Consider the following 15900-nt stretch of genomic DNA (forward strand, 5'->3'; position numbering starts at 1 on the left):
AACAGGAGCCGTCCGCCATGAATGCCGACAATCTGCAGCAGGTTCCATGGCAATCCCGGACCGGGGCCACGCTGATTGTCGATGGCTTCAAGCGCTACAACCGCGAGTTCCGGCGAATCACCCAGCGCGCCGAGCAACACTTCGTCAACCGCGATTTTGCGGCCCAAAGCCGCGACCTCAATGCACGCATCGAACTATATGACGCGTCGGTTGCCGACATCAGCACGACGCTAATCGAAATTCTTGGCGAGGCCGCCAGTCGCCGGGATATCTGGGAAGGCATTAAAGCGGCCTATGCCGAATTGATCCAGAGCGAACTCGACCAGGAACTGTACAAGACGTTCTACAACACCTTGACCCGCCGGTTCTTCAAGACGCGCGGTGTGGCTCCGGCGATCGAGTTTGTCGCCCTTGATATCGAACCGACCGACCGAATTACGCACCCCGTCGCCCGGCTCGTCTATCACCCGAATGGCGATTGGCAACGCGGTTTCGAAAAGCTCCTCGCCGACACACCTTTTGCGCGTCATTTCACTGATCTCGAAGCTTGCGCAAATCGACTCGCCGAAGCGCTCGCGCAGCGCGTCCAACACTGGCCGAACGGTGCGGCGCGTGCCATCGAACTGCTGCAGACACGCTTCTATCGAGAGCGGCGCTGCTATCTGATGGGACGCTTGTTTGGCGACGACCGATTCGGCCCGATCGTTATTGCCCTGACCAACAGCGATGCCGGCATCGAAGCGGACGCGCTCATTGTCGACCGCGAAGACTTCTCGCAGCTCGTCGGCTTTACACGCTCATACTTCCTGGCAGATTTCGAGACCGTCGGCGACGCCATTGTGTTCCTGCAAACACTGGCCCCGCGCAAACCAGTCGACGAGTGGTACGCGATGCTCGGGCGCTTGAAACAGGCCAAGACCGAGCGCTACCGTCACTTCGTCCGGCACTTCGATCAAGCCCGCGATGACACCGGCGCGCCCGAATTGTTTCGGCACGCTGATGGCGAGCGTGGCATGGTCATGGCGGTGTTCACGCTGCACTCGTACCCGCTGGTGTTCAAACTGATTCGTGACCAGTTTGCGCCGCCAAAAAACGTCACGCGCGAGGAAGTGGCCGCCAAATACCAGCTGGTGTTCAAACACGATCGGGCGGGACGCTTGATCGACGCGCAGGAGTTCCGGTTTCTCAGGTTTCCGCTCGCCCGCTTTCATCAACCGCTATTGGATGAGTTGGTGCAGGGTTGCGCGCAGAGCGTCTACGTCGATGGCGATGATCTGGTCATCATGCACTGCTATGTCGAGCGCAAGCTCCGCCCATTGAATCTGTTCGTCAAGGAGGCGCCAACCGAGCTCGTGCACAAGGCTGTGGTCGACTATGGTCAGGCCATCAAAGATCTTGCCATCAGCAATATTTTCCCCGGTGATCTCCTGCTGAAGAACTTTGGCGTGACCCGCCACAGCCGCGCCATCTTTTACGACTACGACGAAATCTGCCTGGTCACCGAATGTCGTTTTCGGCGCATGCCCGAGCCAAGTGACCATGATGAGGAAATGCACCATGGCGCCTGGTATCACGTGGATGATTTTGACGTGTTTCCGGAACAGTTCCCGCGATTTCTGGGGCTCACCGATGCCCAACGTGAGGCATTGATCGCAGCGCACGGCGACATCTTTACGGTGCCGTTCTGGCTCGATCTACAGAATCGGTTCCGGAAAGGTCTGCCGCCAGAGATGACGCCATACCCCGAGCGGTTGCGCCTTCGCTCCGGGGCCGGCCTCTGAACAACGTCAGAGACGGCGCGGGCTGAGCGACATGCCGGGCTCGGTCTGGGTCTGAACGTCCACAATGGACTTGATCAGACGCGCCAGAGCGGATGCGGCGAGCGCCGGCACCAACTCCCGATCAGGCCAGCACCACGCGACCACGACCCGCAGCCTTGGCCTGATACATCGCACGATCGGCCCGTCGCAACAGGGCATCGGGCTGATCCTCGTCAGCTTGCCGAAGGGCGACTCCGATGCTCGCATCAATGCTCGCACCAGGCGCCGCACGCATGGGTGCCTTGAGCGCAGCGCGAAGGGTCGCTGCCACCGCCTCGGCACTGTCTTGTCCGGCGGCCAACTCGCTGATCAGGACGAACTCGTCACCCCCAAGTCGTGCCAAGCGCTCACCTTGGCGAAGTCCCGCGTGCCAGCGTTCGGAAAGCTCAATCAACAGCTGGTCCCCGGCGGCGTGGCCGAGTTGGTCGTTGACCGCTTTGAACCCGTCCAGGTCAACCAACAAGAGCGAAAAGCGCCGATCTCGATCGGCAAGCAGATCATTGAGCCACCCATAGAGCGCCGTGCGATTGCCGAGTCCGGTCAGGGGATCCAACGCCGCGAGCGATTGCAGGCGCGCATTCGCGGCAGCCAACGCCTCGGTTCGCTCGGTGACGCGTTGCTCCAGTTCGCGCTCCTGCTGTTGCAACGAGCTGACGAGCGCGCGCTGAGCGTGCAGCGCGTCGGCCTGAGCCGCTGCCCGCTCCTGTTTGATGCGCTCAAAACGCGCTGCCAGCGCAAACGACAGCAGCAGCATTTCTAGCGCCGAGCCGATCTCCATTGCATAGAGCGTGGCGGCGTTCGTCGGCAAAAGCCCAAAATTGCGCAGACCCATCAAGATGCCGCCGAGCAACAGTATGGCCCAGGACAGGACGAACAGGCGTGCCCCGGGCACGCGACGGCGCAGGCAGACCACCCCACCACCCCACATCAGTGCGCAATTGACGATCGTCGAGAGCGACATCAACTGCATGCCGAGGCGCATCGGCGCGAATACACCCACCAACATCATGCCCACATGCGCCGCCGCCGCCACACCGAGCCAGCGATGCCAACCCGGAGCGGCGTGGGCCGTGCCCAAGAAATCCCGCGTGAACAATGGCCCGACCACCCCGGAAAACGCGAAGCTGATGATCAACGCGCGATTGCTCCAGTCGACCCATTCTGGCCACAGGAACTCGGCCGCCAGCCCGTAGATCGACGCGATCCCTATTCCCACGGCGAGCACAAACCCGACATAAAGCAGGTAAACCCGTTCGCGTAGCACGGTAAACAGCAGCAGGTTGTATGCCGCCAGGGCGAGCAGCATGCCGAAGTAGAAGGCATGAGCGGCATAAGCGTGCTGGCTATGCCGGGTAAATGCCAGCGGCGGCCATAGCGTTGGATTGATGGTCAGACTCCCTTCGGACCGTACCCGCCAATACAGGACGCGGTCGGCGCCAGGCGCCAGGGTGACGCTGAACAGCGGATTGCGGTGCTGGAACGGACGTTCTGAAAACGGCACTCGGTCGCCCGCCTGCTGGACGACATCCGCATCGAGAAACAGGACCGCGTGATCGAGCGAGGCATAGTCGAACTCAACGAACCTCGACTCAGTCTCGACACATGCCGAACGTATTCGCAGGCGCAGCCAAACCGTATCGGCGGTGTAACTCAAGTTCAGCCCGCTCCCTGCGGGTAACGACTCGAATTGCGAATCGCGCGCCCGGATCGCGGCCAGATCGAGTTGCCCAGTCGGATCGCGGAACACGGACAGATACGGCCGGAGCGGCACCGGGTCGGTCGCGCCACAACGGACAACGAGACCGTTGTCGGCGGCCATCGCCGACAGCGCGCACGCGCAAAGTGCCAGCACGGCGAAGCAGGTTCGGAGACAGCTTTGCGCCGCCCGCGTCGCCAAGCGGCGGACGCGGAGGCCGGTCAGGGTTGCTTCAGAATGGCAATACCAGCTTGGCATCCAAAGCCAGCAACTGGGAGCGGAACGTGTCCTGGATGCGGTTCAGGCCGATCTTGTTGACCGACTCAAAGCGCAGCACCAGACAAGGCGTGGTGTTGGAGCAACGAACCAAGCCGAAGCCGTCCTTGTAATCGGCGCGAACGCCATCGATCGTGGTAACCCGTGCACCCGGGAACTTGGCTCGTTCGCGGAAGCGTTCCATGAATTCGTAGTGGGCGCCTTCCGTCATTTGAATCTTCAGTTCAGGCGTACTGACGCTGTTCGGCAGCTCGGCAAATACCTGGTCTGGCGTCTCTGGACGCTCAGCCAGAATGTCGAGCAAACGCGCGGCCGAATAAATGCCGTCATCGAACCCGTACCAGCGTTCCTTGAAGAAGAAGTGGCCGCTCATTTCGCCAGCCAGCGCCGCGTCCTCTTCTTTCATCTTGGCCTTGATCAGCGAGTGACCCGTCTTCCACATGACGGGCGCGCCACCGGCGCGGATGATCACTTCCGATAGCTGCCCGGTGCACTTGACGTCGTAAATGATCGACGCGCCGGGGTTGCGGGTCAGTACGTCCTGGGCAAACAGCATCAGCAGACGATCCGGGAAGATCACGTCGCCACCCTTCGTGACCACGCCCAGCCGATCGCCGTCGCCATCGAAAGCGAGACCGAGATCGGCGTCGAATTGCTTGATGGCCACCTTCAGATCTTCGAGGTTGTGCGGATCACTCGGGTCGGGATGATGATTCGGGAACCGGCCGTCCACCTCACAATAGAGCGGCACGACGTCGCAACCAATGCCCGCGAGCACTTGTGGCCCAACGCCGCCGGCAATGCCATTCCCAGCATCGACCACCACCTTCAGTGGGCGCGTGACTTGAATGTCCCCGACGATCCGCTCGATGTAGTCAGACTGGATATCAATCGATTGCAGGCCACCAGAACCATGCGCCAGCCGCCCTTCGACAATACGGGCGAACAAATCCTGGATCGCGTCCTCGGCCAACGTCTCGCCCGCCACCACAATCTTGAAGCCGTTGTATTCCGGCGGATTATGGCTGCCGGTCACCATGATGCCCGACCCGGTGCGCAGCTGGTGGGTTGCAAAATACAGCACAGGCGTCGGCACGGCGCCGACATCGACGACATCGCAACCCGCGTTCCGCAGGCCTTTGATGATGGCTTCCGACAACTCAGGTCCAGACAGGCGGCCGTCACGACCCACCACGACTTCGCGCAAACCCTTCTCGCGCACCACCGAGCCAACCGCTTGGCCAATCAACATGGCCGTACCGGTGGTCAGCGTGCTCCCGACTACCCCGCGGATGTCGTAGGCCCGGAAAATGCTCCGATCGATCGCGCCACTGCCGCCGCCGGCCATTGGTCGCTCCGCCTTGGCGGCGGGAGCGGCGACTTCGGGTTCGGCATGCTCATTCACTTCCATGCCAGACGCAGCTTCGCCATGGTCTTTGATCGCCGCCAACTTCTTGGCCAGGTCGGCCTCGGTAGGCGCGGCTTGCGTGGTTGCTGCGGGCACCACGGCGGCCAAAAGCTTTGGCATCCGCAGGCGTTTGAATACCAGTGCGCCCGCCACCGCCAGCATGACCAGACCGATCAGGAAGCTGCTCGTACTGGACCGCCCTTCAAGAAACGTCAGAAACAGGCTTGGCTTGAACAGGCTTGGCGAGGTGGCCATCACCGAAAACACGCTGCCCTCGACGGGTACGGGGCGATCAACCATCGGGTCACTGGAATTCCCGCCGCCGAGGTGCTCCAGCGGGACCATTGCACCAACACGCGTGCCCATCTGAAAATCCAGACTGCCGACACCAGCATCGACATCGGGACGCAGGCTTTCAATCTTCGGCAGGCTTCGCTTGATGTAAGCCAGCGCCAGCACTTGGTCACCGTTCATGACCCTTTGCGCCATGGCCAGACAGTAACGATTAGCAGTTTTGGTACAGGAGTGCGCCTGCACCCGGGCCTGCCCGTCGAGCTCTCGTGCCTCGGTCAGAATCGACGCTTTGGCATATCCGAATTGCGCCAGATCGACGCCATCGAGCTCAGTGAGGTCGGGGCTGAAGAACTGCGCGTCATCGAGGTCAGGCAGTACCTTGTTCAGCTCGATCCGGCCCTGCAGTTGTGCGGTCCCGTCAAGCACCGTCAGGTTCGAGCGCAGGTTGTTGTTGTCGAGCGCCAGCTTGAGATCGGCTTGCCAATTCTTGACCGCTTGACCCACTGCGGTAACGAGTTCGCCGCGCTGGGCCCGGAGATGCTCCACCGAACTCGATTCGCGAAAGGTCTGGAACCCCTCGGCCAGAAACACCAGACCAAAGACCACGCACAGGCCGAGACCTGCGGTCGTGCCAAGCCGGGCCGCGTCGAGCTCCGAGCCCTTGCCTTCCATGGCCGCTTGCAGGGCGGTTTTTTTGCCGAAACTCAGCATGGGTCAGATTCCAAAATCAGTTACGTCCAGAGTGTCCGAAGCCGCCAGCGCCGCGCGCGCTGTCGACAAATTGCTCGACCAGCCGGAATTGGGCCCTGACCACGGGTAAAAATACCAGCTGTGCCAAGCGTTCGCCGGGTTCGATCGTAAACGGCTGTTGACTGCGATTCCAGCACGACACAAAAACTTGACCCTGGTAATCAGAGTCAATCAACCCGACCAGATTACCAAGCACAATGCCATGCTTATGACCGAGCCCCGAGCGCGGCAGGATGACCGCAGCCAGGTTCGGGTCGGCGATGTGGATGGCCATGCCTGTCGGGATCAGCTCGCATTGGCCCGGGCCGAGCGCCATCGCGGTGGCCACCATTGCCCGCAGATCGAGCCCAGCCGAGCCTTCTGTCGCATACGTTGGCAGCGGAAATTCGCGGCCCAGCCGCGGGTCCAGAATCTTCAGGTCGACCGGCGTCATGACCGGCCTCGGTAAAGCGCCGCAACTTGCGTGATCAGCTGGCCGGCCAATTCGCTCTTGCCCGCCTGGGCGAAATGCCACTGTTGGTCGCGACTGATCAAGGTCAGCGCATTCTCGTTTGCGTCAAAACCGCAGCCCGGTCGAGCCACGTCATTGGCGGCAATCAGATCGATGTTTTTCTTGTCGAGCTTCAGGCGCGCATAGGTCAGGACGTTTTCGGTTTCGGCGGCAAAACCAACCAGGAACGGCCGTGGCTGTACCTTGGCGACCTCGGCCAAGACGTCCGGATTCGGCACCAAGTCCAGATGAATGCCGTCTGGCCCGCGCTTGATCTTCTGTTTCGCTATTTCCCGCACCCGGAAATCCGCCACGGCCGCCGACGCAATGACGATATCGGCGTGTGGCGCCTCGCTCAGCATGCATTGCAGGAGTTCGGTGGCAGACCGAATATCGATCCGCCGCACCCCGAGCGGCGTTGGCAGATGCACCGGTCCGGCGATCAAACACACTTCGGCACCAGCGAGTGCGGCGGCTTCGGCGACCGAAAAACCCATTTTCCCGGAGCTTCGGTTGCCGATGTAGCGGACCGGGTCGATGTCTTCCAGCGTCGGACCGGCATTGACCAGCACCTTCAGACCCTGCATTGCCGACGAACGCAGGTGCCATTTGCCGAGCTGATCCACAATGTGGGTGGGCTCCAGCATCCGGCCCTCGCCGGTCTCCCCGCACGCCTGCTCGCCCGAGTCCGGACCGAGCAGTTGGTAACCCCGCGACTTCAGCAGCGCGACGTTCGCAACGGTGGCCGGATTCGCCCACATCACACGGTTCATGGCCGGGGCCAGCCATTTCGGCCGGTCGCTGGCCAGACAGAGCGTGCTCAGCAAGTCGTTGGCGTGACCGTGCGCGAGTCGCGCCAAGGTTTCCGCTGTAGCGGGCGCGATCAGGATTCGATCCGCCCAGCGCGCCAGCTCGATATGACCCATCGCCGCCTCAGCGGCCTCATCCCACAGGCTCGTGCGGACCGGATGCCCGGATAGCGCCTGAAACGTCGCGGCCGTCACAAATCGGGTGGCATTCTCAGTCATCACCACCTGTACCTCGGCACCCTGCTCACGCAGACGCCGGACCAGTTCACAGGCCTTGTAGGCAGCAATGCCGCCGGTAACGCCGAGCAATATTTTCTCGCCCTGCACAGCGAATCCTTTTTCCAGGCAAATTCTGGCCTAGCTTAGCCTTTTTCCGGAATTCAACCTAGGCACTGGTCATGGCTTTTGGGCGAATCGTTGCCGGCCTACGAAGCATGGGGCGGGCTCCTATGGACATCCCAAATAGCTGTTTCCGAGCCGCTGTCCCAGACCCGGACCAGGCCCGAGCCGCAACGCCCCCGTATCCCCGCGCAGCCGCGCGAACGAGCTATTGGCCCCGCTTGGCCTGAAACGAGTAGATTGCTCGAAACCAATTCGCCCGATTGCGCCAGGGACGGCACAATCGCAAGTTGGAAGGCGTCCTGGACGAGTGCTCCAAACCAGCCAGATCGCGCGGGTGGCGGCTCAAAGCGCTGATGCGACGTCCGCGGCAACGGCTCAGGCAGACCAGCTGATCACGACGAACCCGTCGCCAAAGCTCTTGATATTGGTGCCGCTTGGGGTCCCGGCCGCGTCCAAGAACTGGCGGATTGCCGTGCCGTCCGCTGTGACCAGCAGGCCTTTTCGATTGCCAAGGGCGGAGAGCATGTTGATTCGGGCGTCGGCATCTGCCTGCGTCTTGCAGAAATCAATACGCAGATCGCTGACGGTCTTTTGATCCAGCTCTATCACGGTGTGCCTCCAGTGGGTGGGGTTTGGCAAGACGGCAGTGCCGCGACCAGGTCTGGCGTCACGTCAAAGAACAGGTTGGACGACAGCTGTGCGTTGAGATCGGCTGGCGTCGCGGCATTGGTCAACGCCGTTTGCTGTGGACCCGTCAGGCCGACTTTGCCGACCAGGCAGTCGCGCTTGGCCGTGTCGATGCTGCCGTTCGTGGCGGTGACGAAGCTGCTGACCATCGTGGCGCCCGTCAGTTGCTGCTGCATTTGCTGGACGACGCTGGCCTTGGCAGCTGGCGGCAAGGTGTCCATGGATACGGTCAGCGGTCGCGCTGCTGCCGCAGCGGCCGCCTCTTCGGTTGCCTGGGGTGCACTGGTCGATACCAACTCCGTCACGCGGTCGGACTTGGCGAGACGTTGTGCCGCAATACCGGTTGCGAAGAACTGCGCGACCTGGGCGCCACCTTGGGCGGTGGCCGCGCGGGCGCTGCCGCCAAAGCTCGCGAAGACCGAATACGTGTCCTTGCCACCTTCGCCCGCCGGCTGACCTTCGGCACGCCCTGCATACTTCATGTTCTTGCCGTCGTTCGTGAACTTGGAGTCGGTGCCATTGACCACCAGGGGCATGTACACCGCTTCCCGGCGCTTGTAGCCGATGGAGACATTGGTGACCTGCGCGGCGGCGGGGTCAGCGCCCACGTTCACGCCCAGGCTGGTGTCGGTCCCGAACAGCAATACATCGCGATGCGGTACCGAACACCCGCTCGTCACCACCACTAAAGCTGCCATTAATGAAAGTCCTGACCTTCGACTGCGCATAGCCCCTCCGTCCCCGATTGTTCGCGAATGAGCGACAACGTGCGCTGGAGTAGCGCCTCGTTATCGATAAAGAACACGACGCGACAGGACTCGGGCAGATACACCGCGTCTTGTCGCCGAAAGCCCAGGCCGATCCCCTGCTGCACCCACAGTCCGAAAGACGTGACCTGCTCGCGGTCGGCCAGCAGTGGCGGCGCCTGCTCGCGCTCGATACGGACGTAGCCGAAGTGATGTTCGACGAGGTGCGGGGATTCCCTACCTGCTCCGCGCGTCAACATGACCGTACTGCACCCACTAAGCGGTCCTAGGACGAGCGCCACCAGCGCGCACGGCAACGCATTGCGGCATGGCGCCGACCCCTGTCTGCAGCGTTCGCGTGGCAATGCTCCAAAAGAGGTGAGCACCTGTCGCTCCCAAGCTCAGCGTTCGAATGTAGTCAAATTCAAAACACCAGACAAGGCGGGTCCGCCGCGCTCAGCTGTTTCCGAGATCAACTCAGAAAATGCCTAGGCAAAATCCAGAAATCCCCCAAGGCGCGGCAATCGACGATCCGCCATGCTCTCTCAATGAATCTCAATCAACTCGACCCCGAACAACGCCCCCGCGAACGCCTGCTCCGAGACGGCGCTGCCGTCTTGAGCGACCCGGAACTGCTCGCCATCTTTCTCGGCACCGGCATCAAGGGCCGCGATGCCTTGGCGCTTGCCGGCGACCTGCTCCGTGATAACGGTGGCTTCCGCGGCCTCCTTGGCAGCGACCGGAAAAAGCTTTCAAGCCTCCGCGGCCTAGGCCCCGGCAAGACCGCCCTGCTGCTCGCGAGCATCGAACTCGTGCGCCGAAGCTACGCGCAAGCCTGGCGCCATCAAACGCATCTGGAATCGCCTGACCGCGCCGCGGAATATTTTCGCTGCCTGCTCGCCCATCGCGACCGCGAAGTCTTCGCCTGTGCCTTCCTCGATACCCGACTCCGCCTGATCGAAGTCGAGGAATTGTTCACCGGCACGCTGAGCCAGACCGAAGTCCACCCGCGCGAGATCGTCAAACGTGTGCTAAGCCACAACGCCCATGCGGTGATCCTCGCGCACAACCACCCATCCGGCAGTCAGGAACCAAGTCGCGCGGACCTCTTGCTGACCGAAAAGATCGTCGAGGCGTTGCGACTGATTGATGTCCGTGTGCTTGACCATCTGATTGTTGCGGGAGATCACACGTGTTCGCTGGCGGCGAAGGGCATGATGTGAGGGCTCCCTTGCCTATTCCTCCTGCGATCCCATCGCGACCACCCATTGGCGTAGCCGAAGAACTTGCCAAATCACCGACCGTCGGCGAGCAAACGATGCGCTGCCGCGGATGCTAAACGATCTTGGCGCAATACAGCGACAAGCGCCCAAGGCAAACAGGACGCTTGCGCTACTAACCAGCTGTCGGACCAGCGTCTCGCGAGTCGAGTTAGTCCCAAAGCCCGCCTTCGCCAGGGCAACAATCGGTGCCCTCGGTTGGCGGCGGTGGTGGGGGCGGTGGTGGCACCTCGTCACCAATAATGCCGGACTGAGCGCCAGCAAGGATCAACGCGAACAGTAATTCAACCATGACTCATTCTCCAAAAGGTCGTGTCTAAAGATCGCACCATGATGCATGCGATTGCTGGACTTGGACGCGATGATCACCAACCGGCGGAACCTGCTGGTACATACGCCACCAAGTGCATCGCTCAATGCCAGAAACTCAAACGAGCTGGGTCTCCGCTGAAGCGAGTCAGCAAAGTCTCCCACAGCCTTTTCTCATTTTTAGACGCAAGATGGCGAGATTGCCTAGCACTTTGCGCGGATGACCCAGTTCATGCAATCAGCGCCAGTCGCAACCTGAAATTGGTGCGACCTGCTGCGACGTAGATGCGACTTCAGGGGTCTGCCAATACGCCCGTTCAGTCTTCAACGCCTCCAAACCTGATTGGAGCCCGCAGCCTGGACTTTTGGCACGCGACTTTCGACACGGTTGCGCAACCCTCCAAAAACGAGCAACAACAACGCCGGCATCGGCCCGACTGTGGGCGGAGTCTGCACAAATTTCACAGCGCGCAACCAAACTCAGCGCGTATCCTATGCGGCTTGTCCTGTTTCATCGGTGCTTTCCGAACGCCCATTTGGCCGCACCACACTTATTGGAGCAATGCCATGATGTTGATGCACCGCCGAGCACTGCTTGGATTAACCATTTTGATATTGGCCGCCTGCAATCGGGGGCCCTCAGTGCCAGGTGGTCCCGGCGCAGGCGGCGGCGCGCCAGTCGTGGTCACCACAACCGTGCTCGCGCCAAGCGACTGGCAGGACTCCGTTCAAGCCTTGGGCACCGCGAAGGCCAATGAGTCGGTCACCATCACGGCAAAGGTCAGTGAGACGGTCCAGAAGGTTGCCTTTGACAGCGGCGACTTCGTCGAAGCCGGCCAAGTGCTGGTGGACCTGACCGGCAAGGTGCAACTGGCCGGACTTGAGGAAGCACGCGCTTCGTACAAGGAAGCCGAGCAACAACTGACGCGCGCCGAAGATCTCGCTGGGAAGAAGCTGATACCGAGCAGTCAGCTCGACACCCAGCGTGCGAATAGAGACGCTGCGCGCGCCCGGATGGATCAGGTCCGTGCGCAGTTGTCAGACCGGGTGATCACCGCGCCGTTCAATGGCGTGCTCGGCCTGCGCCAAATCAGCCCCGGAATGTTGGTGACGCCGGGCACCATGATCGCGACACTCGATGATGTGTCGTTGATCAAACTCGATTTTTCGGTGCCTGAGACGCTGATTACGGCGCTCGCCCCAGGTCTCACGGTTGAAGCGCACAGCGCGGCGTTCCCGAACGAACCGTTTACCGGCATCCTGAAAACCATCGATTCGCGCGTCGACCCGAATAGCCGAACGGTGCAAGCGCGGGCTGAAATCCCGAATCCCGACCGCCGACTCCGGCCAGGCATGTTGATGACGGTGCGCGTACAACAGGCGCCGCGAGTCACGCTCGCCGTACCCGAACTCGCGTTGTTGCAGATTGGCCGCAATGCTTTTGTCTACCGCGTTGGCGCCGATGGCACGGTGGCCCAGGTTCCAGTGCAAATCGGCGCGCGCGAACGCGGCCGGGTGGAACTGAGTTCGGGGGTGGCAACTGGGGACCGGATCGTGGTCGAAGGCATCGTCAAACTCCGGCCCGGCGCCAAAGTGACCGAAGCGGGCACGGCTCCTCAGAAACAGTCCTGAGGCCACGACCATGATGATCTCTGATCTGTCGATCCGCCGACCAGTCTTTGCGACGGTGCTGAGTCTGTTGCTGATCGTGCTCGGTCTGATTGCCTTCAGCCGTCTGCCATTGCGCGAATTGCCCAATATCGATCCGCCGGTTGTGTCGGTCGACACCACGTATCCGGGTGCTTCCGCGGGTGTCGTCGAGACGCGCATCACGCAAGTGCTCGAAGACGCGCTCTCGGGCATTGAAGGCGTCGAAGTGATTCAATCGCAAAGCCGCAACGGTCGCTCGACCATCACGATTGACTTCACATTGACCCGCGATATCGAAGGTGCGGCCAACGATGTGCGTGACGCCGTCAGTCGCGTCGCCGATCGTCTGCCGGTGGAGTCCGATGCCCCACAGGTCGCCAAAGTCGAAGGCGATGCCGAAGTGATCATGTGGCTGAACCTGAGTGCACCACAGCTCGATTCGCTCGCATTAACCGACTATGCCGAACGCTACATCATCGACCGCCTGACCAGCCTCGATGGCGTTGCCCAGATTCGCATCGGCGGCAGCCAGCGCTACGCAATGCGGATCTGGCTCGATCGCAATGCGATGGCCGCTCGGCAGCTGACCATTGCAGAGATCGAAAACGCGTTGCGCGCCGAAAACATCGAATTGCCGGCAGGTCGCCTGGAGTCTGACACGCGCGATTTCACGCTGCGCATCGACCGCGCGTACACCGCAGCCGCCGACTTTGAAGCCCTGCCCGTGCACCGCAGCGCCGATGGGCATGTCACCCGCTTGGGCGAAGTGGCGCGCGTCGCGGTGGAGTCGAGCGATCGCCGCGCGATGTTCCGCGGTAATGGTACGCCGCAGATCGGCCTTGGCATCATCAAGACGTCAACCGCCAATAGTCTCGATGTCGCCAATCTGGTCAAGGCCGAAATCGAGCGCATCAATGATGGGCTGCCCGAGGGCATGCGAATCGGCGTCACCTTCGACTCCACGGTGTTTATCGATGACGCGGTCTATCAGGTTTACAAAACGCTGATCGAAGCGACGGTTCTGGTCGTGCTTGTGATCTTTCTATTCCTCGGCTCACTGCGCGCCGCACTGGTGCCAGCGGTCACGGTACCCGTCTGTTTGATCGCCGCCTTCTTCGCGCTTTGGGTATTTGGCTTTTCGATCAATCTGCTGACCTTGCTGGCGCTGATTCTGGCCATTGGCCTCGTCGTCGACGATGCGATCGTCGTGTTGGAGAACGCGCAGCGGCGGGTAGATCTGGGCGAACCCGTCGCGTTGGCCGCGCTGCGTGGCACCCGCCAGGTCGCGTTCGCCGTGATCGCGACGACGGCGGTTCTGGTGGCGGTGTTTGTGCCGGTGTCCTTCATGGAGGGCAACAATGGCCGACTGTTTCGCGAGCTGGCCGTGGCCCTGGCGTCGGCGGTGGCGATTTCGGCATTTGTGGCGCTGACGTTGACGCCGATGATGTGCTCGTTGATGCTGAAGAAGCATACCCAGGCCAACCGGATCACGGCATCGATCGATGGATTTCTGGGCGGACTGTCGCGTCGCTACATGGCGACGCTGCAGACTGTCGTCAAGCACCCGATCATTTGCCTTGGCGTCATGGTTGGTGCGCTCCTGGTGAGCTACGGGCTTGGCAAGATCGTGCCGCGCGAGTTGGCGCCGCCGGAAGATCGTGGCGCATTCTTTTTGTCGGTGGTGGGTCCTGAGGGCGCCGGCTTTGATTACACCGTCGCCCAGGTTGGCGAGGTGGAAAAGCTCCTGCTGAAATACACGGGCGACGGACAACCGGTGGAGCGCGTCAACATTCGCGTGCCCGGCGGCTTCGGTGCGAGTGAGGAAATGCATACCGGTCAAGGCATCGTGGTGTTGAAGCCCTGGAGCCAGCGCGACATCAGTACCGCTGCCGTCGTGGATCAGGTGCGGGCTGACTTGAACCGCGTGGCCGGTGTGCGTGGTCTGGCTCAGATTCGGCAAGGGCTCGTGCGAACGCAAGGCCAGCCATTTCAGATCGTCATTGGCGGGCCCGACTATGCGGAGCTCGTCGATTGGCGTGATCGCCTGATGGCGAAAATGGAGACCAATCCCGGGCTGTTCTCGGTGGACTCGGACTACAAGGAAACGCGCCCCCAAATCCGGGTGTCGGTCGATCGTGACCGCGCCGCAGCGCTGGGCGTGTCGCTCTCTGACATTGGCCGCACCCTGGAAACAATGATGGGCTCGCGCCGCGTCACCACCTTCGTCGAAGATGGCGAGGAATACGATGTGATGTTGCAGGCCGATCGCGACAACCGAGCGGCGCCCGCCGACCTCAACAACCTCTATGTGCGCGCGGAAAGCGGCGAACTGGTACCGCTTGCCAGCGTCGTCACGTTGAGCGAATTGGCCGAGCCCGGCAGCCTGAATCGGTTCAACCGCCTGCGTGCGATCACGATCTCGGCAGCAATTGCTCCGGGTTACACGTTGGGCCAAGCCATCGAATGGATCGAGCAAACGGCCGGCGATGAACTACCCCAGACGGCCCAGCTGGACTATAAGGGCGAGTCCCGCGAGTACCACCAGTCCGGTACCGCGGTGTTGTTCACGTTTGCGATGGCGTTGCTCATCGTCTATCTGGTGCTCGCGGCCCAGTTTGAGAGTTTCATGCATCCGCTGGTGATCATGCTCACCGTGCCGTTGGCAGTATTTGGTGCGTTGGTCGGGCTGGCGCTGACCAGTGGCTCGCTGAACTTGTTCAGTCAGATCGGCATCATCATGCTGGTGGGGCTGGCGGCGAAGAACGGCATCTTGATCGTTGAATTCGCGAACCAAAGACGGGATGCCGGACTCAGCGTACGCGACGCCATTTTGGAAGCATCGAGCACCCGTCTGCGGCCGATTCTGATGACTTCCATCGCCACGGTCGCCGGCGCGATGCCGTTGATTCTTGAAGGTGGTCCTGGCTCGGCGAGCCGCGCGACCATTGGCGTAGTCGTCGTGTTCGGCGTGACTTTGTCGACGTTCCTGTCGCTCTACATCGTGCCGGCGTTCTATTTGTGGCTCGCGCCCTACACCAAGAGCCCTGAGGAGCGCACCCGCACACTGGAGCACTTGGAAGCGACGACGCCGGTGACGGAGGCCTAAGGCGGGTAAAGCGACAGCGTCGCCAACTCGTTGCGGCCAACCTCGCGGTTGGATCGCCTGGACTGTCAGGTCCGGGGCGACGAATCGCTAGGGCGTGCGTCGTGACCGATCCGCTGATTCAAATCGTAGGAAGGATCGGTTTCCCAAAAGCTCCCAATCCCCCTCTCGTTACCCCGGACTTGATCCGGGGTGAGTTTGATGGGCTGCTGGTGAACCAGTGACTGCGTTGGAACGACG

Annotated in this window: 12 protein-coding genes; 4 read left to right on the forward strand and 8 right to left on the reverse strand. The window is 61.5% G+C overall.

Annotated features, from left to right (window positions below; translation table 11 throughout):
• Positions 1–17: 17 nt before the first annotated feature.
• Positions 18–1781, forward strand: coding sequence for a bifunctional isocitrate dehydrogenase kinase/phosphatase (gene aceK, locus C7S18_RS20435; protein ID WP_106893309.1), 1764 nt, complete (start codon positions 18–20; stop codon positions 1779–1781).
• Between the two features lie 121 nt (positions 1782–1902).
• On the opposite strand, the gene C7S18_RS20440 is transcribed toward aceK, so the two are convergent.
• The 7 genes from C7S18_RS20440 to C7S18_RS20470 all read right to left on the reverse strand — a co-directional run bounded on the left by C7S18_RS20440 (position 1903) and on the right by C7S18_RS20470 (position 9578).
• On the reverse strand, positions 1903–3774 hold the full coding sequence (locus C7S18_RS20440) for a diguanylate cyclase (protein ID WP_106893310.1): 1872 nt from the start codon (positions 3772–3774) through the stop codon (positions 1903–1905).
• Positions 3749–6205 (reverse strand): phosphomannomutase/phosphoglucomutase, encoded by a 2457-nt coding sequence (locus tag C7S18_RS25160; RefSeq protein WP_276309415.1) that lies wholly within the window; start codon positions 6203–6205, stop codon positions 3749–3751. Before C7S18_RS25160 ends, C7S18_RS20440 begins: the two co-directional genes overlap by 26 nt.
• 16 nt (positions 6206–6221) lie before the next feature.
• The gene (dut, locus tag C7S18_RS20450; protein WP_106893311.1) at positions 6222–6677 is read right to left on the reverse strand and encodes a dUTP diphosphatase; all 456 of its coding nucleotides are present in this window, start codon (positions 6675–6677) and stop codon (positions 6222–6224) included.
• On the reverse strand, positions 6674–7870 hold the full coding sequence (gene coaBC / locus C7S18_RS20455) for a bifunctional phosphopantothenoylcysteine decarboxylase/phosphopantothenate--cysteine ligase CoaBC (protein WP_106893312.1): 1197 nt from the start codon (positions 7868–7870) through the stop codon (positions 6674–6676). Before coaBC ends, dut begins: the two co-directional genes overlap by 4 nt.
• A 390-nt stretch (positions 7871–8260) precedes the next feature.
• Positions 8261–8494, reverse strand: coding sequence for a hypothetical protein (locus C7S18_RS20460; RefSeq protein WP_106893313.1), 234 nt, complete (start codon positions 8492–8494; stop codon positions 8261–8263).
• Positions 8491–9270, reverse strand: coding sequence for a hypothetical protein (locus C7S18_RS20465; protein ID WP_106893314.1), 780 nt, complete (start codon positions 9268–9270; stop codon positions 8491–8493). The genes C7S18_RS20460 and C7S18_RS20465 overlap by 4 nt, the downstream gene beginning before the upstream one ends.
• Positions 9270–9578 carry a hypothetical protein gene (locus C7S18_RS20470; protein WP_106893315.1) on the reverse strand — a complete coding sequence of 103 codons (309 nt, stop codon included), beginning with the start codon at positions 9576–9578 and terminating at the stop codon, positions 9270–9272. Before C7S18_RS20470 ends, C7S18_RS20465 begins: the two co-directional genes overlap by 1 nt.
• Positions 9579–9866: 288 nt before the next feature.
• Between C7S18_RS20470 and radC the strand changes: the two genes are divergently transcribed.
• Positions 9867–10541 (forward strand): RadC family protein, encoded by a 675-nt coding sequence (gene radC / locus C7S18_RS20475; RefSeq protein ID WP_106893316.1) that lies wholly within the window; start codon positions 9867–9869, stop codon positions 10539–10541.
• 208 nt (positions 10542–10749) lie between these two features.
• On the opposite strand, the gene C7S18_RS24605 is transcribed toward radC, so the two are convergent.
• Positions 10750–10890, reverse strand: coding sequence for a hypothetical protein (locus tag C7S18_RS24605; protein WP_170113391.1), 141 nt, complete (start codon positions 10888–10890; stop codon positions 10750–10752).
• 584 nt (positions 10891–11474) lie between these two features.
• On the opposite strand from C7S18_RS24605, the gene C7S18_RS20480 reads away from it, so the two are divergent.
• Both C7S18_RS20480 and C7S18_RS20485 read left to right on the forward strand, forming a co-directional pair.
• Positions 11475–12539: an efflux RND transporter periplasmic adaptor subunit gene (locus tag C7S18_RS20480; protein ID WP_170113392.1), complete on the forward strand. Its 1065-nt coding sequence runs from the start codon at positions 11475–11477 to the stop codon at positions 12537–12539.
• A gap of 10 nt (positions 12540–12549) precedes the next feature.
• On the forward strand, positions 12550–15663 hold the full coding sequence (locus C7S18_RS20485) for an efflux RND transporter permease subunit (RefSeq protein WP_106893318.1): 3114 nt from the start codon (positions 12550–12552) through the stop codon (positions 15661–15663).
• Positions 15664–15900: the final 237 nt, after the last annotated feature.

The organism is Ahniella affigens, assembly GCF_003015185.1.
GTDB classification, from domain to species: domain Bacteria; phylum Pseudomonadota; class Gammaproteobacteria; order Xanthomonadales; family Ahniellaceae; genus Ahniella; species Ahniella affigens.